Here is a 19,067-nt window from a genome sequence, read left to right as displayed (position 1 = left end):
TCAATTCGGCAAGCCGGTGTGGGCGCTGATTCCCATCCCGGCCAGCTCCTCAATGAGCCAGTCTCGAAAGTCCGAAATGGATTTCGCGCCTTCGGCCCGCAAGGCGGCAACGTCTTCCTCTTTGAAACTCCAATCGTCCTTGCCGATGTGGCGCAAGGCGCGCCTGACGCAATGTTTCTGATAGCTGTAGATCGCGCAGCGGAGATACCCGCGAATGATCTTTTCCATAGCCGCATCGTCATTGCGGTGGCGATCTAGCATTGCGTCAAGGTCAGCTATGGACGGATTGGGATCAAGCATGGTCGGCCTCGATCTGTAGGGCGAGCTGGGCGAGGCGATCGGGGGCAAGCAAGTCGTCGGCCGCTAGGTCGATGGCGAAGGGTTCGCCGGGTTCGAGCGGCCGTCGATCGGCGGCGAACGCGGCAAGATAGGGTTGCGCCGCGTCGGTTTCGATCCAGCGCCAGAAGGCAGGCCCTTGGCCGAATAGCCCGGCCTCGAACATATCGAGCCGGGCTTGCGCGAAATCATCGCACATTAGGCGAAGTGGATCACGGCCGATTCAGTGGTCCGCCCCTGCGGACGCACGACAATATCGACCTTACAGCCAAGCCGGGTGAGCATGGCCAGAAGCCGCTCAACCGAGACGCTGCGGAACTGGCCTCGCAGGATGCGCGACAATTCCGGTTGGGTAGATCCCGTAACCTTGGCGGCGGCGATCTGCGTCAATTTACGTTCCTGCATGGCCTCGGCTACACGGGTAACGAGCTGGGCTTTCAAAAGGTGGGTGTCGGGGTCGGCAAAGCCTAGATCGGCAAAGACATTGCCGCTGCCTTCCTCAATGATTTCGTCCTGTGCGCTCATGCTGTGCCTCGCGGGGTCTGGTGTTGCCGGTGATGCTCCTCGGCGGATTTCAGCCGCGTTCGGATCAAATCCATATCGGCCTGCGGCGTGGCCTTGCCCTGCTTGGATTTCTTCTGGAAGGCGTGCAGGACATAGACCGCCTCCGCGAATTTGACCGTATAGACCGTGCGGAACGTATCGCCTTGGTGGTCGTCTATGATCTCGACCACGCCAGCGCCGCCAAAGCCCTTCAACGGCTTAGTGCTGGCGTGCTGCCCGCCTTGCTGCGCAAGGTGCAGGGCATAGCCCATTACGTCCTGCACATCGTCCGGGAACTCCCGAAAATCGCGCTTTGACGATGCCACCCATCGAACCGGCCGTTCCGTATCCATCGCGGCTATTATGCACAAATATACATAGCCCGCAAGCGGAAATTATGCGCGTATGTGCATATTGCCAGCTCGCTATGCCGATTGAGGCGACCGCGATCGGGGCGGCTCAATCGAGCGCCCTGCGCGACGAATGTATCAACGCCGGGGATGCAGGGCCGTAATTTTATGCTAGAGGCCCGGCGCGGCCCACGCCCCCCAATTTGTGCGGCCGTCCACTTCCGACGATGGCCCGCAAGGACTAGCCATCGTCGGAAGACCAACAAACAATCTAGCCGATGCCACGCGCCGCCCCTGTCCGGGCAGGCGAGGGCTGCTTGCCGTTGTAATAAAATTACTGCTCAATCTGGCCCTAGTTGCGCGTGCAATTTCCCTATTGTTGAGTCATCGTCCTCCCTACAGCGACCGAAAGGAGGACTAGGCTATGGTTGATTCTTCCAATATCTATCGAGAGCAACAGAAAGCGGTTGCCCTAGAGTTCATGGAAAAAGCTCTTGCGATACTCGTTGAGGTCGATGATTCAGCCGCAGATTGTTATCTGCAACAATCAATAGATACGTGCATGGCGTCACCGCGCATGACATTTCCCGAAGATGAATTTTGGGATTGTGTTGAAGAATTGCCGCATTTGACCGATCGCGCCTTGTTCCTGCATCGGCAGAATGGGCTTTCGATCGAGCAAATCGCCAAGCGACTTGGCATCGAGCAGAAGGAGGCGGCCGAACGGCTTTCCGATGGGCTTGCCCTTGTTCGCGGCTCATTCAGCCTGACGGAACACTAATCGCCGGAATCGGGGGGAGGGAGCATCTTGCCGAGCGTGGCGACCAATTCACCGGGCATGTAGGGCTTGGCGATATAGGCAGCTCCGTTCGGCAATTCGCCTGCACCTGGTCGCACGCGGCCAGAGGTAACGAGGACCGGCATGGATGGCCATCGGTCGCGGACGGCAGCGGCCAAGGCGAGGCCGGTCATTCCGGGCATTTCAATATCGGTGAACACCGCGCCAATATCATCGCGGCCGTCAAGGATCGCCAGAGCATCGGCCGCCTCGCACGCCTCAAAGACGCGATAGCCCGCGTCCATGAGAATGTCGGCCGCCATCGTCCTGACTAGGGGTTCATCCTCCACAACCAGCACGGCCGCGCTGCCCGATCCTACACCCATTTTCTCGGCTCCCCGTTCTTTTTTGGTCTTCTCCTGTGCCGCATCACGCAAAATCCCTGCCCAACAAGCGAGGATCAAACCTTCATCGGGTGCGGTTTCCCCGGTGATGACAGCGTAAATCCCCAGCACGTTGGAGGTTTCCTCCACCGATGCGACGCCTTTCCCTTCCAGCAATCCGGCGAGGACCGCCAGCGCCCCGCCCATCGCCCGCACCATTGCCGGATCGGAGAGCTTCGCGCCGGGAAATACGTCTTCATCTGGCGTCCCCTCGTTCATGCAGCCTGCGCGCCTCCCTTGGGAGCGATAATCACTTGGTTTCGGCCGCCCTGCTTTGCGGTGTAAAGGGCTTCATCGGCCGCTTTGAGGGCCGCCCTTGGATCAGAAAAATCAAACACGTCCGCGATACCGGCGGAGAAGGTGATTTGCCCCAAGGGTTCATCGGTCTTGCGGTTTCGTAAGCGACGTTCGGCCATTTGTTCCCGCAAGCCGTCAAGTTTCTTATGCGCTTCGGACAGGCTGATGCCCCGGAACAGCATAACAAACTCCTCTCCGCCGTGCCGCGCTACATGGCAATTATCGTCCGAAATCGTAGCGAGCATTTCCGCGATAAGTCGAATGACCCGATCGCCTGCATCATGGCCGTGCGTATCATTGATGCGCTTAAAATGATCTATATCGCAGAAAGCTACGGTCAGCGGGTCAAAGCTCGCTCTGGCGTCACGATACTCCCGCTCTAGGACCGCCTCAAAAGCCCGCCGATTGGGAAGGCCGGTCATGTGGTCAATCTCTGCCTCGCGCCGCGCTTTTTCCAGACTACGGCGAAGCGCCTTGGCCTCCTCCTCGCTGCGCCGCATGTCGGTTTCCAGCTTACGGGTTCGCTCAAGCATCGCCTTCGCCAAATCGGCTAGGCTGGAAAGGATTTGACCCGTTCCCTGAACCTGATCCAGCTCGGCCACATGCTGTTCCAGCTCGTCGGTATAGTCGGCCGTCGCGCTGCGCGTGTCGTTGGCGTTCTTCGAGAAACTTTCGAGCGTCGTTTCCAACCTCGCCATGAGGTGCTGGATGCCATCGTGCTTGTCGATCGTCTCGTCTGCCGCCGTGATTTCGTCCAGCCATTCCTGTGTCACGGCTAGGCCAGCGGTCACATGCTGGGCGATCTTGCGCGCAAGGGCGGGATTGGACCCGGAAAAGGCCCCGTGCGCGGTGAGAAGGTTATTGGGCGTCACGTCCAGCTCATAGGTGAGCAGGAAGGCCGCGATTTCATCGAGCAGATGGCGGCGCGCCTGCTGGAATACATTGCCAGCGCCGTTTGCGAACGCCGGTTTCCCGTCCACGCTGCGCCCCCCGCGCGCGCCGCGAAAGCCAAGCCATTGCAGTATCGAGCCAGAAGAATTTTCCGAATTGGTCACTAAACCCCCCAACAAGCAAAACCGATGGCAGCGATCTCGCGCCATTTCCGAAACTGTGCTGTCGGGAGTAGGCCGGAAAGCCAGCGGCACGCCCCCATTTTGGAGGCGTGCCCGCTTGGAACCGGGTGTTGGAAACCTGATAATCGTCAGGCGCGAACGCTTGTGGCTTAGCTGCTGCCCGGCCTTCGACGCGAGGGTATCCTTTGTTGACCAGATGTTGGCAAGAAAGGAGTCGGTCATGTCGAAGAAGATCGTGGTGCCGTCCTATTTGGCGGCGATGGATCGAGCGGAGGCCGATCCTTCGGCGGCGCGCTTTTGGGTTGGCCTGGATGTCGGCTACAAGAATACGGCGGTCTGCGTTCTCGATTGTGACGGCGCGATTGTTCACCAGGTCTCGATGAAGAGCAGCGCCACCGAGATCGGACGTTATCTGCGCAAGAACTTCAAATCGCATGTGACGCTGATCGGCATTGAGAGCGGCGGGCTGACGCCGCATCTGACGACCAAGCTGCGTGCGCAGGGCTTCCAGGTTGTAGTGCTCGATGCGCGCCAGGTGCATCGCGTGTTGTCGGTCAAGCGGAACAAGACCGACACGAACGACGCACGCGGCATCGCCGAGATCACGCGGACGGGCCGGGAATATCTGACCGAGGTCTATGTCAAATCGAACCTGTGCTTCGAGATCAGGGCCTATCTCACCATGCGCGACCGCCTCGTAAAACAGCGACGCGAGACCGAGGCGATGATCCGCGGCCTGGTGCGGGTCTACGGCGGACGGATCGAGGGTGGGACCGAAACCGCGGCGAGCTATCGCAGCCGCGCCATCGACCAGATGTGCCTCATCGCCGACACTGAAGGCGTCGATCTGCGACCACGGGTCCTGCCGCTGCTCGATCTGTGCGAAGGCTTCTACGTCGAGGCCAACCGCATCGAGCGCGAGCTGGAACTGCTGGCCGCGTCGAACCCGGTCTGCAGGCGGTTCATGGAGATCCCCGGCGTCGGCACGATCACCGCCGTATCGTTCTACAGCGCGATCGAGGACCCGACGCGCTTCCGGCATGTCGACGATGTGGCCGCCTATCTGGGCCTGACCCCGCGCGTCTACCAGTCGGGCGAGAGCCTGACGCATGGCGGCATCAGCAAGATGGGCAACCAGCTCACCCGCACGCATCTGGTCGGCGCCGCGACCGTCATGCTGTCGAACACCCGGTCGTTCAGCACGCTCAAGGACTGGGGCCTCAAGCTCAGCAAGCGGATCGGCTTCAACAAGGCGAAGGTCGCGCTGGCACGGAAGCTGGCGATCATCATGTTCAGTCTGTGGCGTGACGGCACCCACTTCATGGCCAAGGCGGCCGACGTGCCGGCGCACCGGGCGCTGATGCAGAGCCGGCTGCCGGCCTGAGCGCGCAGGTTCACACCAGGTTCGCTCGCACAATGGCGGCGAAACAGTCCTCCCGGGAGGCGGAGGGATCGGAGACTTCGGGTCTAAAGGTGAGGTGGTGACAACCTCGTGACGCTTGTTGAAGCTCCACCCTTTGCTAGTGAATGCCCATACTGCGGCAGGCGATCGGCCCAACGGCCACGACAAACGCCCGACCGCGAAGAGACTGTTGCACTCCGGGATGGATGATGTGGACTTGCAATGATCGACGGAGAAGAAGATCATGACGTAGCAATATAAAGTCTGGATACCCTCTACCGTGGGGGCAGCAGCTAGAGACTTTAAAGCCGGGTGGCTTCTGGACATACGCGTCCGCCACCCGGTCGTTAAGCTCGACCGGCTCGATTATCAGAGGGTTTCCACGCCCCCGCCCACGTCTCCGTAGGTAGTGCGTGAATAGGCCGAAAGTGCCTCGAAAAGCAATGAATCGTTACGCTAAAGGGACGGGCCGCACGCTATCAGTCAGCGTCATCGGGCGTCGTCGCCAGACCGTCCCTCGTAAGCGTCGTATCCTCAATAACGCGGAGAATTTCCGAACCACGCATATGGCACATGCGCCAGCGTGCCCCCGGCGTTGCACCTTCCGCGCGATCGGAAGCAACAATGCCGTCGAACATCGCGCACGCCTCGTCCAGCGAGGCAGTTTCGCCTATCAGGTGCCAACAGCCTTTCATTTGGCCCGCCATGCGGAAGTCCACCGAAAAGCGGTCGCCTTCCCGATAATCGTCATACGCCATTTTCTTCGCCCCCCGATCCGCTGCCTGCGGCCTCGTCCGCTGCACGTAGCGCCTCATAGAGCGGCGTCTTGCCGATCTTGAGCGCGGCGGCGGCCTGCCGCACCGTCAACCCCTTATCCATCATGTCGCGCGCGCGTTTCAGCACTCCCGGCGTGACAACCGACCTACGGCCGCCCTTTCGGCCGCGCGCGGCGGCGACCTCCAATCCGGCCTTTGTCCGCTCGCGGATAAGCGACCGCTCAAAGTCGGCCAACGCGGCGAATATATGGAAGATCAACGCGCCGCTGGGCGTCGTCGTGTCCATCCCGGCATCTGTCAGCGATCGGAAGCCTATGCCCCGATCACGCAGATTTTCGACAAGCCCGACCAGATGGGGAAGCGAGCGACCTAGCCGGTCGATCTTCCACACGACAAGCGTGTCTGACGGGCGAAGATAGGCCAGCGCCTCGGCCAGCCCGGCCCGCTCTGCCTTCGCACCGCCTGCAACGTCCGTGAAGATGCGGGCACAACCCGCCTTCTCTAGCGCGTCGATCTGCAAGCTCATGTCCTGTTCGGGCGTCGATACCCGCGCATAGCCGATCAACGCCCCGCCCTCGGCGCTGCGCCCATTGCGCGTTCCGGGGTCTGGCGCGCCCATCATCGCCACCCCTGCCAGCTCGCAACCGCACGGGGGCACTCATGCGCAACCCGCCCGTCCTGATCCCAACGCGCCACATAGACAGCCTGCCTCGCCTCGATCTGGCGGCATGAGAGGCTGCGCCCCTGCACATAGACCAACGCCAGCGTGCGCCCGTAGGGGTCAATCCCTACGCGCTCGATCGAAAGCGGCCCTGTCATGGTCCGCTGCAACGCTTCTTTGCTCGCCTCGGCCCGCTGCCGGTCGCAAATCGCGCCGGGCTTGGGCACCGGCCTGCACCGGCTGTTGCTCGGATCGTCGGGCGCGTCCACGCCAAGAAACCGGATACGCTCGTCCCCGCATCTGATCGTGTCGCCATCGGTCACGGAACAACCCGCCAGCGCGGCGGCGGCGATGAACACCAAGGGCATCAAGTCAGCCTCTCCAACCGATAGCCAGAGGCATGATGTTCGCTGGGGCTGGCCGTGGTGATGTAGCGATCATCCCACGGCGCGGCCCCTGCCAGCGCCAAATCGACCGGCCCCCCGATCTGTTTGGCGATACGGCCCGCCTTCGCCCGCGCGGCGCTATGGCTCGCCATGCGCTCGGTCGTAATCGTCGGTTGCGCCGCGATCACGCCGGATTCGTCCCCGGCATAGGCATGGAACTCGAATTGCAGCATGGGAGGAAAGCTAGTCTTACCCCCGCCCGTCGCGCCGAAAACGGCCGTGTGGCCCATAGCGTCATTCATCCCCTGATCCCCTTCGGAGCATCATTGCTCGCCATTCTTTCCGGCCTGCTTCTTCGCCGCGCGATCCCACTCCCACGCTTCATCAAGCATGATCGGGGCAGGCTTGCCCCCAAAGGGGCTCTGTTGCAAAGATTGGCGGCAGTCAGAGGTAGGCTGTCGCTCTGCGCCGATCAGGCGGCTGCTGCGAAATGGTGGTTGAGCATGCCCATGGCCTCCGTCAGCGCCGAGGGCCCAATGCCAAAAGCTCTCTCCACAAGGCGCACCTCGCCCCTGATGCCGGGCTGCAGGCACCAGGGGCGAGCCTGTCCTTTGCGCAGGGCTCGCATGACTTCGAATCCCTTGATCGTGGCATAGGCCGTGGGGATCGATTTGAAACCGCGCACCGGCTTGATCAGTATCTTGAGCTTTCCGTGATCGGCCTCGATCACGTTATTGAGATACTTCACCTGCCGGTGGGCCGTCTCCCGGTCCAGCTTTCCTTCGCGCTTCAATTCGGTGATCGCTGCACCATAGCTCGGCGCTTTGTCGGTATTGAGCGTGGCAGGCTTTTCCCAGTGCTTCAGGCCTCGCAGGGCCTTGCCCAGGAACCGCTTCGCTGCCTTGGCGCTGCGGGTCGGCGACAGGTAGAAATCGATCGTGTCGCCCCGCTTGTCGACTGCCCGGTACAGGTAGGTCCACTTGCCCCGCACCTTGACGTAGGTTTCATCCAGGCGCCAGCTCGGATCAAAGCCACGCCGCCAGAACCAGCGCAGCCGCTTCTCCATCTCCGGGGCGTAGCACTGGACCCAGCGATAGATCGTCGTATGGTCGACCGAAATGCCGCGTTCCGCCAGCATTTCCTCAAGGTCGCGATAGCTGATCGGATAGCGACAATACCAGCGCACCGCCCACAGGATCACATCACCCTGGAAATGGCGCCACTTGAAATCCGTCATCGTTCCGTCCGTCCAATCTCCGCCAAGCATGCTCAAGCTTCACGATTTTTGCAACAGAGCCCTTTTCGTCATTCGTGTACCGCACGCCGCCTGTCACGCTCCAGCGATCGGTCGGACGCACCGTGGCCTGGCCGAAAAAGGCATAGGATTCGGATGTGACGTTGCCCGCGATGCGGAAACCATAGGGAACCTGGGCAGCGGCCGCCAGAATATCGTACCGGCTGCCGCGATAGGTGGATTCGCGATAACCCTTTTCATGGAAATAATAGGCGCCGAGAATCCAGTTGAAGGGACTGCTGGGCCCCGCGGTCGACGAAAGCTGAAGCTCCTGCGAGAATTGCCGCGCCTTTTCGTCGAGGTTGAGCGAACCCAGATTCTTCGACGAGTAATCGGTGTCCTGCTGGGTGCGGAATGTCGACTTCGCATAGGCGGTGATGGACTTGATCGCCGCCGGCCCCAGATCGAGGTCGAGCGTAGCGCTTACCAGCCGGAACGTATTGTCCTGAAACTCCCGTGTGTTCTTGGCCTCGTGGAACGGCCTCAGGTCGTTCACCAGCGGCACGCCGTTCACCAGATAATTGTTGGTGCCCGGTATCGGCGGGCCGCCCAGGTTCTGGCCAGTGGTCGAACCGGGGAAGGGCGTGCGGAGTTCCGGCTGGCTGCCGACGCCGCCGGCATGGATATAGGCGCCGGAGATGAGCGCCGTGAAGTTGCTCGTCACTTCGGCCAATATATGGCCGCGAATGCCGTAATTGTCGGCGTCATTGGCCTCGGTCCCGCCGGCCACGCTGTTATCGGTGAAGCCGTCGCGCTTTTCCTTATAGCCGACGATCCTCGTGCTGATGCCGTTGGTCAGCGGAATGTTGACCGCGCCGCGCAGGCGCCACATGTCGTAATTTCCGACCGTGACGTCGGCATTCGCCTCGAACTCGTCGACCGGCTTCTTCGTGATATAGTTGATCGACCCGCCGGTCGCGTTTCGTCCGTACAGCGTGCCCTGCGGCCCGCGAAGGATCTCGACGCGCTCGCTGTCGAAGGCGGAGAAGAGGGTGCCGACCGGCCGCCCCACATAGACGCCGTCGAAGTGGAAGGCGACGCCCGGATCGCCGCCGGCGGTGCTGTTCTCATTGCCGATGCCGCGAAGGGTGACGAAGGCGATGGGCCCGAAATTGCTGAGCTGGATGGACGGCGCCAGCTTGGTCAAGGTCGAAAGGCTGTCAAAACCCCTGTTCGTCAGCGCCTCTCCGCCCAGCGCCGATATGGCGATCGGCACCTTCTGCACATTTTCGCTGCGCTTCTGGGCGGTCACCACAATGTCTTCGATCTGGTTGACCGGCGTGGCGGACTGGTCCGCGGCAGCGGACTGCTGGGCAAAGGCGGGACTGCACAAGGCGGCCGTGGAAGCCATCAGCAGGGACGCTGCCCCGGCGATCCTCCGCGAGCTGGACTTCGCTCCCCCCGCCCGATGAATATGCGCGCGCTTCATTCTTTCATCTCCTCTCCAAGCGGCTTGCGGCCGCGATTCCCCCGGTCTCCGATTTCGGCGCCGGCTTGATTGAGATCGTATGGTAATCCGTAGGAAAGACGCAATTCCAGTTTGTGAATTCTGTTCATTCACTTTGATTGAGGTTTCGTCGAATTCTCATCGGCGGGCATTGCGCGCCGCGACGATGTCTTCATTTCCGATGAAGCCGTGACGGCCTGATGGATCGCCTTCCCGTGTCGTGAATGGCGTTCCAAATCCCTCAAGGGACGATGAAATAGCCGCCATCTCTTGCAATGCCGGGGCGGCCGATGCCTGCGCCGGGATTCAACGTTGCCGAACGGGCCGTAAATTCATGGCTTAAACATTTGAGGGCCGGCGGACATTCCGCCGGCCCTCAAACCGCACTGGATTTCCATCGGTCAGGCAAGACCCTCTTGCGCCAGGGCGGCACTGATCGACGGACGGGCCCTCATCCGTTCCGCGAAGGCATCCAGATTCGGAAGCGGGTCGAGCTTGCCTTCGAGGATCGGGCGACGCGCCCAAAAGACGAAGACGAAAAGATAGGGGTCGCACAGGCTGAACTTGTCGCCCAGCACATAAGGCCCCTTGCCGAGGCGTTCGTCCAGCAGGGCAAGCACGCTTTTCAGGCTGTTCAGCCCCGTGGCGGCGACATCCTTCTGGCCCTCCGCGGTTTCTGCGAGGCGACCGGGCCGGAAGATCGGGCGGAAGGCGACATGGACGGTGCTGGACAGCAGCGCGAGCCATTCCAGGGCCCGGGCGCGGGCAAGGCCTTCCGTGGGCAGCAAGGCCTTTTCGGGCACGAGTTCCGCGATATGGTTGAGGATGGCGATATTTTCGGTCAGGACATCATCGCCGATCTGGAGCGCGGGCACCCGCGCCCACAGGTTTTTCTGACGATAGGCGTCTGAAAACTGGGCGTTTTGCGTCAGGTCGATCAGCTCCGCCTCATAAGGAAGGCCGGCTTCCTCCAATGCGGCATGGGACGCCAATGAGCATGAACCTGGATTGTAGTAGAGCTTCAACATGTCCCTGCAATTCTCCTGCGGACTGGGCAAAAAATGGCTTAATGCATATGTTCGGCACCGGAGCGTCGCCCCGAACGGAAGCAATCATCCGCCCGGTCGGAAAACGCTCCGAAACGACAGGCCGGAGCATTCCATCCGATGCGATCAGGCCGAAATGTTCAAAAATCCATCGGCTTCGAAAACCTTTCTGGCACGTTCCTCAATCCGATCCGCAAGTGACCTGCGAAGCGGCATGCCGTTCGAGACTTTTCTCAGCGTGTTATAGCTGAAGCCGAATGTTTCGAATATCTCCTCATTATTTCTCATCGTCGACAATGATGTGATCCGATCGGCGATCGAGGGATCCAAACAGCGCATTCCATTAGGCATTCGATCTTCCCCTACTGACGAATTCCAGCCGGTGCACGGTCGCAACTTGCCTGCCCGCGCAGTTCATCGGGCCATTCCCGCCGTTCCGGAAAACAGGCGGCGGGGTTTCCCCCTGGACCATGTTGCGCATGGGCCGGACACGCAGCGAGCGGGCCAGCGGACGTCGAGGCCGGGAGCGGATTGCGACGGACGCGCCGCGCATTGCCCGGAGATCGAAGCATAGGAATATCCTCTCCATGCGCTGTTATGGATCAGCGCCTGTCTTATCCGGCACGTCGGTGATTATTATGCTTATCGGGCCGTCCGGAAAGGATCGCAGCTTTCGCCTGCGGAGGAAATTGCTGCAAATGAATTAGGAATATTCGCGATACGGATTTGATCGAAACGGGGCCAACTGCCCACAAATCGTCATGGGGATTGAGCGACCGCGCTTTGAAAGCAGCCATCGCATGCTATGGTCGCCTTGAGCATTTCCCGGCAGGCGGAATATCCGCCGACCGGAAAGCCCGCTAAAACAGGAAGCCGGAGCAGCCGGGCCGACGCCGTCGGACCGGACGCCGCTTCGGCTTCGCATCGCCAGGAATTGGAAGCGAACATGTCTCGAGACAATGCCATCGTCATGCGATACGACAATCCCGACATTCCGTCCGGCCGCGACATCGTATATCTTCACGGCCGCGGCAGCACCGAAAGGGAAGCGGGGTTCGCGCTGCCCCTTTTCGGCCGCGCGAATGTTCGCTCCTATCGCGGGCCGCTTCCCCAGGGGCCGGGGTTCGCCTGGTTCGAAAATGCCGGGATCGGCGTCGCCCTGCCCTCCAGCCTGTCGGGCGAAACGTCGAAGGTCGGCGACTGGATCGCCGCAGATACCGGCCGCCAACGGCCCTGGCTATGCGGTTTCAGCAACGGCGCCGCGATGGCCGCCAGTCTTCTGCTCAGCAATCCGGGGGCCTATAGCGGCCTCATCATGATCGGCGGCTGCTTCGCGGTGGAGGACGGCGACCTGCCGGACAACGGCCTGCTCGACAAGCCGGTCCTCTTCTGCCGGGGCCAATTCGACGATGTGATCCCGCGCCACAAGTTCGAGCAGGCGGAAGCCTATCTCTCCGGCCCCAGCGGCGCGCGGGCGACTTTCATCCCTTATGAAGGCGGGCATGAACTGCCGTTGCCGATCAAGGCGGCGGTGCAGGGCTGGCTCGGCGCGGAAAGCCGCTGAATTTCGCCCCGTCCTTGGCCTTGGCCGAACGGGAGCGCCGGATGATCGAGAACCGGCCGCATCCGGAAATGATCGGATGCGGCCGGCACTGTTCCAGGATCAGGCCTTGGCTTATGCGGTGATCGGCGGAAGCCCCTCCACCGCGCGGCTCAGAAGCTGCACGATGCCCTCCTCCGTGATCGGACGGGGGTTGGGATAGGGGTTGGCGACCGCCAGCGCGGCGGCCTTCGCGATGCCGTCCTTGGGCATGCCGAGCTTCGCCAGCGACATTTCCGCGCCCAGGCCCACCGCCAGTTCGTACAGCTTGGTCGCGGGGTCGCCGCCGCCCAGTGCGCGGCTGGCCCGTTCCATCGCCTCCGGCACCGACGGCGCATTATAAGCGATCGCGTGGGGCAGCACGGCGGTGTGGGTCTGCGCATGCGGCATGTCGAAGGTGCCGCCCAGCGTGTGGCAGAGCTTGTGGTGCAGCGCGACGCTCGCCGCGCCCAGGACGCTGCCGGCGAGCCAGCAGCCATAGAGCGCGTCGCCCCGCGCCTTCGCATCGGTGGGATCGGCCTTGATCAGCGGCAGGCTCCTGGCGAGCGCCCTGATGCTTTCCTCCGCCATCAAGGAGACGATGGGATTGCCGTCGAAGGCATAAAGCCCCTCCATCGCATGGGCGATGGCGTTGAGGCCGCTTGCGATCGACATTTCGGCGGGCAGCGACAGGGTGAGATCGGGGTCGTAAACGACCACCTTGGGCAGCACCTTCTTGTCGCGACCCGTGGTCTTGATCCCATCTTCGGTCAGGCCCCAGATCGGGGTGACTTCCGAACCCGCATAGGTGGTCGGAACGACGAGCGAAGGCAGGTCGAGCCGAAGCGAGAGCGCCTTGGCCAGCCCGACGGTGGACCCGCCGCCGATGGCGACCGTGCAATCGGCGTCAAGTTCCCTGGCGACGGCAGCCGCCGCGTCGACCGTCGCGACCGGGACGTGCATGACCGCCTTGCTGAACAGGCCCACGGCCTTGTCGCCCAGGGTGGCGGCAAGCTCCTGCGCGCTGCCGGCCTGCTCCGGCGTCGAAAGCACCAGCGCGCGGCTGCCGACATGCGAAAGCTCGTCAGCCACCCGCCGCACCGAACCCGCGCCGAAAATGACCCTATAGGGTAGGGGATCATAAACGAATTGCATCACGCTTCCTCTCTATCTCATTAGAATTGGCGAATATCCAGGGCAGAGGATCTTTGCCTGCTGCCAGCGCTTCGCCATGAGCCAAGTCGACCGATAAAAGGGGAAATCGGGCAGACGCACAAGGGGCCAGGCCCGCCCATGCCGGTGCGGGAACCGCCCGCCCCCTGTTCGGCAGGGCTGTCGCAACGACCGGAACGGGCCGGTCCGGACATGAAGAAAATTCCCGCAAGCATATGTATTTTATAGTGTTTTTCCTTTTCCCGACCCGCCCCATCCTTGGCTCGCCGGCCGCATGGCTCGCCTTCCGGCGGGGCGCGGCGCGGCACTTATTCATGGAGCGAATTGCGAATATCCGGATTCGAAGCGCCATCGCCCTCTGCCGCGCCGCCGGCGAATTCGGGCAAGGACGGGCCTTCGCCCTCCTCCGAAAGGCCGCGCATGCGGGACAGAATTCCGCGCAGCCAGCGATTGCCGGGATCGTCATGGAATCTCTCATGCCAATATTGCTTCACGGTGAAGCCTGGAAGGGCGACGGGCGGCTTGAGAATGCGGACGCTCTTGGTGTTCAGCAAGCCGGTAAGGCGGGAGGGCGTGATCAGGATCAGTTCCGACTGCTCGGCTATATGGGCGCTCAGGAGGAAGCTCTCCGCCATGACGGTGATGTTCGATGGACCCACGATCTTGCGAAGCAGCTTTTCCACATCCTCATGGATGTGGCCAAGGTGGCGGCCGTCGACCAGGACGTGCCGGGCGGCCTTAAACCTGTTCATGGTCAGGCGCCCGGCGGGCAGATAGCTTCGCGGCACGACGCAGACATATTCCTCCGGGAAAAGCGTCTGTTCGACGACGCCGGCATAGAGCGCCGGGAAACTGCCGATCGCGATGTCGACCTCGCCGGTCTCGAGCCGGGCGATCAGCTTTTCCCCTCCCAGGGGAATGGCCTTGAACCGCACGCCCGGCGCCAGATCGCGCACCCATTGCAGGACGCGGGGAAGGACGAGCAGATGCCCGACGTCCGAAGCCGCGATGTGGAAATCGCGGTTCGAAGTCGCGGGATCGAATGTCGGCTCGCCGCTCAGGCGGGAATGATAGAGTTCCAATGTCTGCGACACGGCGGGCGCGGCGGTGATGGCCAGGGACGTGGGCTCCAGGCCCCGGCTGGTCCGCACGAAAAGCTGGTTCCCGAAATGCTCCCTGAGCTGTTTGAGATGACGGCTGAGCGTGGGCTGCGGCATATCCAGCATCTCCGCCGCCACCCCCACGCTTTTCGCCCGCATCAGGGCCTGAAACACAGTCAAATGCATGAAGGAAATCATTGCGCCATTTCCGGTTTCCGAATGAGAAAGCACCGGAAACCCTGCTATTGCGTAAAGCGCTGCATGGCCAGGAACATTCGCTTTTCGAATGCCGGATATTCGTGAACCCGCGTGGAGTAACGTGGAGTAAACGGCTTTGGAGTGCTATTTCAATGGAGGTCCCGCTCCTCGCCGCCAGGCGAAAAGCAGAGGCGCGATTTTCGGACTATATTTTGATCTTGGAGAGCGATCGTGGATACGAACCATATCACCAGCCTGCATCATATCACCATCTGCACCGGCACAGCCCAGGGCGACATCGACTTTTTCGTGAAGGTCTTGGGCCAGCGCTTCGTGAAGCGGACCCTGTTCTATGATGGCAGCATTCCCATCTATCACCTTTACTTCGCGGACGAACTGGGCACGCCCGGCACCGTCATGACGACCTTCCCCACCCGTCGCACGGGCCTGAAGGGCCGCAAGGGTTCCAACCAGTTCACCGTCTGCACCTATTCGATCCCCAAGGGGTCGCTGGAATGGTGGATCGGCCACCTCAACAAGCATGGCATCGAGACCAGCGCGCCGGGCACCCGCTTCGGTCAGCGCTTCGTGAGCTTCCAGCATCCCGACTGCGGCATCGAATTCGAGGTGCTGGAGGACGAGACCGACACGCGGGCGCCCTATGATTCGCCCTATGTGCCGCTCGAATATGCCCAGCGCGGTTTCCATAGCTGGACGGCCTCCGTGCGCGAGCTGGAGGACATGGACTTCTTCATGGAGAATTGCTGGAATTTCGAGAAGATCGGCGAGGAAGGCAATCGTCACCGCTACCGCGTGAAGGGTTCGACGGAAGCAGGCACGATCATCGACCTGCTTCATGAACCCGACGTGCGCCAGGGTAGCTGGACGATCGCGGAAGGCATCATCCACCACGGCGCCTTCGCCGTGCCCGACATGGACGTCCAGGCCCGGATCAAGTTCGACACCGAGGGCGTCGGCTTCACCGACTTCTCGGACCGCAAGAACCGCGGCTATTTCGAATCCACCTATGTCCGTACCCCGGGCGGCGTGATGTTCGAAGCGACCCACAGCCTGGGCTTCACCCATGACGAGGACGAAAACACCCTCGGCATGGACCTGAAGGTTTCGCCGCAGTTCGACGACAAGAAGCACCTCATCCAGCAGGCGATGGAAGACGATCCGATCGTCGTCTGATCGCTGACGCAGGAAAGAAAGGGAGGCCCGGCAAATGTCGGGCCTCTTTTTTTGCGTCCTGGAACCTTGAAGTCCTGGGAAAGGAGAGGACGGCTATTGCCGGAATGTCCTTGCAGCATCGAGCAATAACTCGCCGAGCAGGAACCGAGCGAAGTCGAAGGCCCATATCGAAGCATCAGTCCTTCGATACGCCTCTTCGACAGGCCCTAAGAGCCCGTTTCGAAAGGTCGAAGGGTAGTCAGCGCCAAACGGCACGACCCTTTCCATATCCGGGAAAGCGGGCCTCGAATTCGTCCATAAATTTGAGCCGGACAATGTTCAGTTCGCCGATCAGTTCAGCGGGAAAGTCGGCCATACCGGCTTCGTCCATGAGATCGTAGAGACCCAGCATCACTTGCTGCATTCGCTCCGCCGGATCGACGGGCAAGCCATATTCATCGCGCTCTTCGCTCATCTTCACGTCTCGCGGTGGGACAGAGGTTGAGCATCGCGGCATGGTCTGATTCAAGGGGGTTGCTTACACCATCCTTGGACAGATCATGTGGACCCGCGACACTCGGCGGCAGCATAGCCGCGATCATCTTCGATATCCAACCAGCCTAACGGACGCCGAATGGCAGATTATCGCCTGTCATCCGCAGGATACCCCGACAAACGGACGGCCACGGCGCTGGTCGTGGCGCGCGTTGCTCGATGGCATATTGTTTATCCTACGCACGGGCGCTCCGTGGCGCTGCTTGCCTCCCGGTTTTCCGCCATGGCAAACCGTCTACAGATGGTTTGCGTCTCTACGTGACCGAGGCTTTTTTCAGGCGCTTAATCATGCCCTCGTCATCGCTGACCGTAGCAGTCAAGGACGAGAGGAGGCACCGTCTGCTGCCGTGATCGACAGCCAGTCTGTGAAAACCACGGAGGCAGGCGGACCACGCGGTTACGATGCCGGGAAGAAAGTCATGGGGCGAAAACGGCATGCCATGGTCGATACCGATGGCCGCGCCCTAGAACTGTTGATCCATGCTGGAGATGTTCAGGATCGCGACGGAGCCATCCCTTTGTTGCAGCAATCTCGACACCGACACCCCTTTGTCTCCAAAGCGTTCGCGGACAGTGCATACAGCGCCGCTCGTGTCATCAACGCCACATCCATCAGCATTGAGATCGTTAGAAAAATAGCCGGTCAGGTCGGCTTTACCGTTCATCCTCGTCGATGGGTGGTCGAGCGCACCTTCGCTTGGCTCGGACGAAACAGGCGGTTGGCGAAGGACTTTGAAGCCACCCTCAGTTCCGCCACCGCCTTCCTCTACGCGGCTGCGGCAATGGTCTTGGTCCGCCGCATGGCCCGCGCATCATGACTTTCGAAACGGACTCTAAGCATGTCGAATGACTCGACGGCTACTCCGGTGATTTAACGCAGGGGTTCTTTGGAGCGATTTCCAAGCAATCGAAACCGCTCCAAGAGGAGGATGACGTTGCCCAAGCGCAGGGGCTTCGATGCCGATAAGCCGCCTGATCCGGGCAACATCTGCCCGCACGGGACAGCAACTCCGGCGAAAATTTGGCGACTGCTCTCCGGCCCTCCGGTGATGGATGGGATGGCCCCCCTGGAACGAACCCGCGCCGGGCCGGTCTCAGGGCGCCCGCCTGTCCGGCAGGGGGGATAGGGGGGGCACTTGCCCCTGCCCCTTACGCTTCGGCATTCGCCAATATGGGCGCTTTCCGATCGACCAATATGTTGAACAGAAGGGGCGCCAGGGCTGCGCTGATGATGGCAACCAGCACCATGGCCGCATTGGTCGCCGTATCGAGCACGCCGATCCGCGTCGCAATGTCGGACGCGGCGACGATCAGGCTGAGGCGGGCGCTCAGCAGCAGGCCGGCCGCGACGGCCATCTTCCGACCATGCGCCGGAACCAGCAGCAATGCGGGAATGATCTTGTTGGCGAAGGCGACCGCCACGAAGCCCGGCACCAGCAGCAAGGCCTTGGGCGAGGCGAAGAGGGCGGGAATGTCGAATTTCAGGCCGACATTGATGAAGAAGAAGGGAACGATGAAGCCGTAGCCGATCGCTTCCAGCGTCTCGCGCCGATGGCTGTTGCGGGGGATGATCTGCCCCAGCAGCAATCCGGCGAGGAAGGCCGCCAGCACCAGTTCGGATTCCAGCCGCTCCGCGAGCCAGGCGACCATGAACAGCAGCGCCAGGCTGAGCCTGACCAACGGCAGGCTGGTCCGGCTGTCCAACTGCGCGGCCGGCACCCGCGCCAGCAGCTTGGGCAGCAGCCAGATCGCCAGCCCGGCGATGCCGACGAGCGCCAGGCTGCCCAATGCGCCCTCGGCGCGGCCGCTGACGACGATGCCGGCCAGGGACGAGATGGCGATCATCGTGAAAAAATCCGCGAGCAACGCGGTGGAGAGGATGGTCTGGCCATAGGCGCCGTCGGCCAGGCGTCGTTCCTGTATGGTCGGCACGACGATCCCGACCGACGTCGTCGACAGGATCACGGCATAGATCGCCAGATGCAGCAGCGGCGTCGAGGAGTCGAGCAACAGCCAGGCGCCGAACGCGGCCATGACCACGGTCATCAGCGACATCATCACCGCGAGCATGAGCGGACTCGCCTGCTTCGCCTTCTGCCCGCGCGCGAGCAGCATGCCGAGATCGATTTCCAGTCCGGCGATCAGCATCAGCACGCCGAATCCCAGCTTGGCGAGCATTTCCATGGCCGGTCCCGGCGCCAGCAGCGCCATGCCGTTGGGACCGATCAGGATGCCGAAGGCGATTTCCAGCACCAGGGCCGGCAACAATGCCCTGGGCATCCATCGGGCGAGGATGGCAGCTATCGCGCTGCCGGCACATGCCAAGGCTATTACGGAAATGATCACTCGCCCGCCTGCTTTCAGATCGCGATGTCGACACCGCTCAACAGTGAATATGGGGAAATTCCCCTACTGGCTCCCAATCCCGTCGAGTATCTCTCAGGATGAATAATCATT

General features: G+C 61.6%; 23 protein-coding genes. 5 read left to right on the top strand and 18 right to left on the bottom strand.

Annotated elements, in window-relative coordinates; translation table 11 throughout:
* The 4 genes from CVO77_RS20065 to CVO77_RS20050 are packed head-to-tail and all read right to left on the bottom strand — an operon-like array spanning window position 1 to window position 1,232.
* Window positions 1-300, bottom strand: a complete 300-nt coding sequence (locus CVO77_RS20065; protein WP_006964373.1) for a hypothetical protein — start codon at window positions 298-300, stop codon at window positions 1-3.
* A complete protein-coding gene (locus tag CVO77_RS20060) occupies window positions 293-535 on the bottom strand; it encodes a hypothetical protein (protein WP_006964372.1) in 243 nt (80 codons plus the stop codon). Before CVO77_RS20060 ends, CVO77_RS20065 begins: the two co-directional genes overlap by 8 nt.
* Window positions 535-861, bottom strand: coding sequence for a helix-turn-helix domain-containing protein (locus tag CVO77_RS20055; protein WP_006964370.1), 327 nt, complete (start codon window positions 859-861; stop codon window positions 535-537). The genes CVO77_RS20060 and CVO77_RS20055 overlap by 1 nt, the downstream gene beginning before the upstream one ends.
* Window positions 858-1,232, bottom strand: a complete 375-nt coding sequence (locus tag CVO77_RS20050) for a type II toxin-antitoxin system RelE/ParE family toxin (RefSeq protein WP_013041565.1) — start codon at window positions 1,230-1,232, stop codon at window positions 858-860. Before CVO77_RS20050 ends, CVO77_RS20055 begins: the two co-directional genes overlap by 4 nt.
* Window positions 1,233-1,653: 421 nt before the next feature.
* Between CVO77_RS20050 and CVO77_RS20045 the strand changes: the two genes are divergently transcribed.
* Window positions 1,654-2,010: a sigma factor-like helix-turn-helix DNA-binding protein gene (locus tag CVO77_RS20045; RefSeq protein WP_021247413.1), complete on the top strand. Its 357-nt coding sequence runs from the start codon at window positions 1,654-1,656 to the stop codon at window positions 2,008-2,010.
* Here CVO77_RS20045 and CVO77_RS21870 read toward each other — a convergent pair.
* Window positions 2,007-2,669, bottom strand: a complete 663-nt coding sequence (locus CVO77_RS21870) for a response regulator (RefSeq protein WP_021247414.1) — start codon at window positions 2,667-2,669, stop codon at window positions 2,007-2,009. The two genes, CVO77_RS20045 and CVO77_RS21870, sit on opposite strands and share 4 nt — an antisense overlap.
* Window positions 2,666-4,042: a diguanylate cyclase gene (locus tag CVO77_RS20035; protein ID WP_236614844.1), complete on the bottom strand. Its 1,377-nt coding sequence runs from the start codon at window positions 4,040-4,042 to the stop codon at window positions 2,666-2,668. The genes CVO77_RS21870 and CVO77_RS20035 overlap by 4 nt, the downstream gene beginning before the upstream one ends.
* Here CVO77_RS20035 and CVO77_RS20030 point away from each other — a divergent pair.
* Window positions 4,041-5,204, top strand: a complete 1,164-nt coding sequence (locus CVO77_RS20030; protein ID WP_021245899.1) for an IS110 family RNA-guided transposase — start codon at window positions 4,041-4,043, stop codon at window positions 5,202-5,204. The two genes, CVO77_RS20035 and CVO77_RS20030, sit on opposite strands and share 2 nt — an antisense overlap.
* A 497-nt stretch (window positions 5,205-5,701) precedes the next feature.
* Here CVO77_RS20030 and CVO77_RS20025 read toward each other — a convergent pair whose 3' ends face one another.
* The 8 genes from CVO77_RS20025 to CVO77_RS19980 form a co-directional block, all read right to left on the bottom strand.
* Window positions 5,702-5,980, bottom strand: a complete 279-nt coding sequence (locus CVO77_RS20025; protein ID WP_021247416.1) for a hypothetical protein — start codon at window positions 5,978-5,980, stop codon at window positions 5,702-5,704.
* Complete coding sequence (locus CVO77_RS20020; protein ID WP_106000985.1) at window positions 5,970-6,617, bottom strand: recombinase family protein; 648 nt, start codon at window positions 6,615-6,617, stop codon at window positions 5,970-5,972. The genes CVO77_RS20025 and CVO77_RS20020 overlap by 11 nt, the downstream gene beginning before the upstream one ends.
* Entirely contained in the window at window positions 6,617-7,027 is a 411-nt protein-coding gene (locus CVO77_RS20015) for a thermonuclease family protein (RefSeq protein WP_021247418.1), read from the bottom strand. Before CVO77_RS20015 ends, CVO77_RS20020 begins: the two co-directional genes overlap by 1 nt.
* Entirely contained in the window at window positions 7,027-7,278 is a 252-nt protein-coding gene (locus tag CVO77_RS20010) for a hypothetical protein (RefSeq protein WP_066609322.1), read from the bottom strand. The genes CVO77_RS20015 and CVO77_RS20010 overlap by 1 nt, the downstream gene beginning before the upstream one ends.
* Before the next feature lie 239 nt (window positions 7,279-7,517).
* The gene (locus CVO77_RS20000) at window positions 7,518-8,282 is read right to left on the bottom strand and encodes an IS6-like element IS6100 family transposase (protein ID WP_001389365.1); all 765 of its coding nucleotides are present in this window, start codon (window positions 8,280-8,282) and stop codon (window positions 7,518-7,520) included.
* Window positions 8,248-9,690, bottom strand: coding sequence for a TonB-dependent receptor (locus CVO77_RS19990; RefSeq protein ID WP_242446215.1), 1,443 nt, complete (start codon window positions 9,688-9,690; stop codon window positions 8,248-8,250). The genes CVO77_RS20000 and CVO77_RS19990 overlap by 35 nt, the downstream gene beginning before the upstream one ends.
* 497 nt (window positions 9,691-10,187) lie before the next feature.
* Window positions 10,188-10,814 (bottom strand): glutathione S-transferase family protein, encoded by a 627-nt coding sequence (locus CVO77_RS19985; RefSeq protein WP_021245329.1) that lies wholly within the window; start codon window positions 10,812-10,814, stop codon window positions 10,188-10,190.
* Window positions 10,815-10,958: 144 nt separating this feature from the next.
* The gene (locus CVO77_RS19980; protein WP_020819487.1) at window positions 10,959-11,171 is read right to left on the bottom strand and encodes a hypothetical protein; all 213 of its coding nucleotides are present in this window, start codon (window positions 11,169-11,171) and stop codon (window positions 10,959-10,961) included.
* Window positions 11,172-11,778: 607 nt separating this feature from the next.
* On the opposite strand from CVO77_RS19980, the gene CVO77_RS19975 reads away from it, so the two are divergent.
* Window positions 11,779-12,396 carry an alpha/beta hydrolase gene (locus tag CVO77_RS19975; protein WP_013054035.1) on the top strand — a complete coding sequence of 206 codons (618 nt, stop codon included), beginning with the start codon at window positions 11,779-11,781 and terminating at the stop codon, window positions 12,394-12,396.
* 111 nt (window positions 12,397-12,507) lie between these two features.
* Here the strand turns inward: CVO77_RS19975 and CVO77_RS19970 are convergent, their stop codons facing one another.
* The gene (locus CVO77_RS19970) at window positions 12,508-13,566 is read right to left on the bottom strand and encodes a maleylacetate reductase (RefSeq protein WP_007687859.1); all 1,059 of its coding nucleotides are present in this window, start codon (window positions 13,564-13,566) and stop codon (window positions 12,508-12,510) included.
* Between the two features lie 326 nt (window positions 13,567-13,892).
* Window positions 13,893-14,915, bottom strand: coding sequence for a LysR family transcriptional regulator (locus CVO77_RS19965; RefSeq protein WP_242446214.1), 1,023 nt, complete (start codon window positions 14,913-14,915; stop codon window positions 13,893-13,895).
* 198 nt (window positions 14,916-15,113) lie between these two features.
* Here CVO77_RS19965 and CVO77_RS19960 point away from each other — a divergent pair, with 198 nt between their 5' ends.
* A complete protein-coding gene (locus tag CVO77_RS19960; protein WP_020820199.1) occupies window positions 15,114-16,076 on the top strand; it encodes a ring-cleaving dioxygenase in 963 nt (320 codons plus the stop codon).
* Window positions 16,077-16,314: 238 nt separating this feature from the next.
* Here CVO77_RS19960 and CVO77_RS19955 read toward each other — a convergent pair whose 3' ends face one another.
* Complete coding sequence (locus CVO77_RS19955) at window positions 16,315-16,530, bottom strand: hypothetical protein (protein WP_007687848.1); 216 nt, start codon at window positions 16,528-16,530, stop codon at window positions 16,315-16,317.
* A gap of 85 nt (window positions 16,531-16,615) precedes the next feature.
* Between CVO77_RS19955 and CVO77_RS19950 the strand changes: the two genes are divergently transcribed.
* On the top strand, window positions 16,616-17,428 hold the full coding sequence (locus CVO77_RS19950; RefSeq protein ID WP_031291306.1) for an IS5 family transposase: 813 nt from the start codon (window positions 16,616-16,618) through the stop codon (window positions 17,426-17,428).
* 331 nt (window positions 17,429-17,759) lie between these two features.
* Here CVO77_RS19950 and CVO77_RS19945 read toward each other — a convergent pair whose 3' ends face one another.
* On the bottom strand, window positions 17,760-18,956 hold the full coding sequence (locus CVO77_RS19945) for a cation:proton antiporter (RefSeq protein ID WP_013054040.1): 1,197 nt from the start codon (window positions 18,954-18,956) through the stop codon (window positions 17,760-17,762).
* Window positions 18,957-19,067: the final 111 nt, after the last annotated feature.

The organism is Sphingopyxis lindanitolerans (genome assembly GCF_002993885.1).
Lineage (GTDB): Bacteria > Pseudomonadota > Alphaproteobacteria > Sphingomonadales > Sphingomonadaceae > Sphingopyxis > Sphingopyxis lindanitolerans.
The sequence above is the reverse complement of the archived record's forward strand: the minus strand, read 5'-3'. Positions and strand labels throughout refer to the sequence as shown.

Excerpts from the sequence above, each read along its gene's own strand:
- CVO77_RS20065 (WP_006964373.1), bottom strand. The coding sequence starts at position 300 with ATGCTTGATCCCAATCCGTCCATAGCTGACCTTGACGCAATGCTAGAT.
- CVO77_RS20060 (WP_006964372.1), bottom strand. The coding sequence starts at position 535 with ATGTGCGATGATTTCGCGCAAGCCCGGCTCGATATGTTCGAGGCCGGG.
- CVO77_RS20055 (WP_006964370.1), bottom strand. The coding sequence starts at position 861 with ATGAGCGCACAGGACGAAATCATTGAGGAAGGCAGCGGCAATGTCTTT.
- CVO77_RS20050 (WP_013041565.1), bottom strand. The coding sequence starts at position 1,232 with ATGGATACGGAACGGCCGGTTCGATGGGTGGCATCGTCAAAGCGCGAT.
- CVO77_RS20045 (WP_021247413.1), top strand. The coding sequence starts at position 1,654 with ATGGTTGATTCTTCCAATATCTATCGAGAGCAACAGAAAGCGGTTGCC.
- CVO77_RS21870 (WP_021247414.1), bottom strand. The coding sequence starts at position 2,669 with ATGAACGAGGGGACGCCAGATGAAGACGTATTTCCCGGCGCGAAGCTC.
- CVO77_RS20030 (WP_021245899.1), top strand. The coding sequence starts at position 4,041 with ATGTCGAAGAAGATCGTGGTGCCGTCCTATTTGGCGGCGATGGATCGA.
- CVO77_RS20035 (WP_236614844.1), bottom strand. The coding sequence starts at position 4,042 with ATGACCGACTCCTTTCTTGCCAACATCTGGTCAACAAAGGATACCCTC.
- CVO77_RS20025 (WP_021247416.1), bottom strand. The coding sequence starts at position 5,980 with ATGGCGTATGACGATTATCGGGAAGGCGACCGCTTTTCGGTGGACTTC.
- CVO77_RS20020 (WP_106000985.1), bottom strand. The coding sequence starts at position 6,617 with ATGGGCGCGCCAGACCCCGGAACGCGCAATGGGCGCAGCGCCGAGGGC.
- CVO77_RS20015 (WP_021247418.1), bottom strand. The coding sequence starts at position 7,027 with ATGCCCTTGGTGTTCATCGCCGCCGCCGCGCTGGCGGGTTGTTCCGTG.
- CVO77_RS20010 (WP_066609322.1), bottom strand. The coding sequence starts at position 7,278 with ATGCTGCAATTCGAGTTCCATGCCTATGCCGGGGACGAATCCGGCGTG.
- CVO77_RS20000 (WP_001389365.1), bottom strand. The coding sequence starts at position 8,282 with ATGACGGATTTCAAGTGGCGCCATTTCCAGGGTGATGTGATCCTGTGG.
- CVO77_RS19990 (WP_242446215.1), bottom strand. The coding sequence starts at position 9,690 with ATGGCTTCCACGGCCGCCTTGTGCAGTCCCGCCTTTGCCCAGCAGTCC.
- CVO77_RS19985 (WP_021245329.1), bottom strand. The coding sequence starts at position 10,814 with ATGTTGAAGCTCTACTACAATCCAGGTTCATGCTCATTGGCGTCCCAT.
- CVO77_RS19980 (WP_020819487.1), bottom strand. The coding sequence starts at position 11,171 with ATGCGCTGTTTGGATCCCTCGATCGCCGATCGGATCACATCATTGTCG.
- CVO77_RS19975 (WP_013054035.1), top strand. The coding sequence starts at position 11,779 with ATGTCTCGAGACAATGCCATCGTCATGCGATACGACAATCCCGACATT.
- CVO77_RS19970 (WP_007687859.1), bottom strand. The coding sequence starts at position 13,566 with ATGCAATTCGTTTATGATCCCCTACCCTATAGGGTCATTTTCGGCGCG.
- CVO77_RS19955 (WP_007687848.1), bottom strand. The coding sequence starts at position 16,530 with ATGAGCGAAGAGCGCGATGAATATGGCTTGCCCGTCGATCCGGCGGAG.
- CVO77_RS19950 (WP_031291306.1), top strand. The coding sequence starts at position 16,616 with ATGTGGACCCGCGACACTCGGCGGCAGCATAGCCGCGATCATCTTCGA.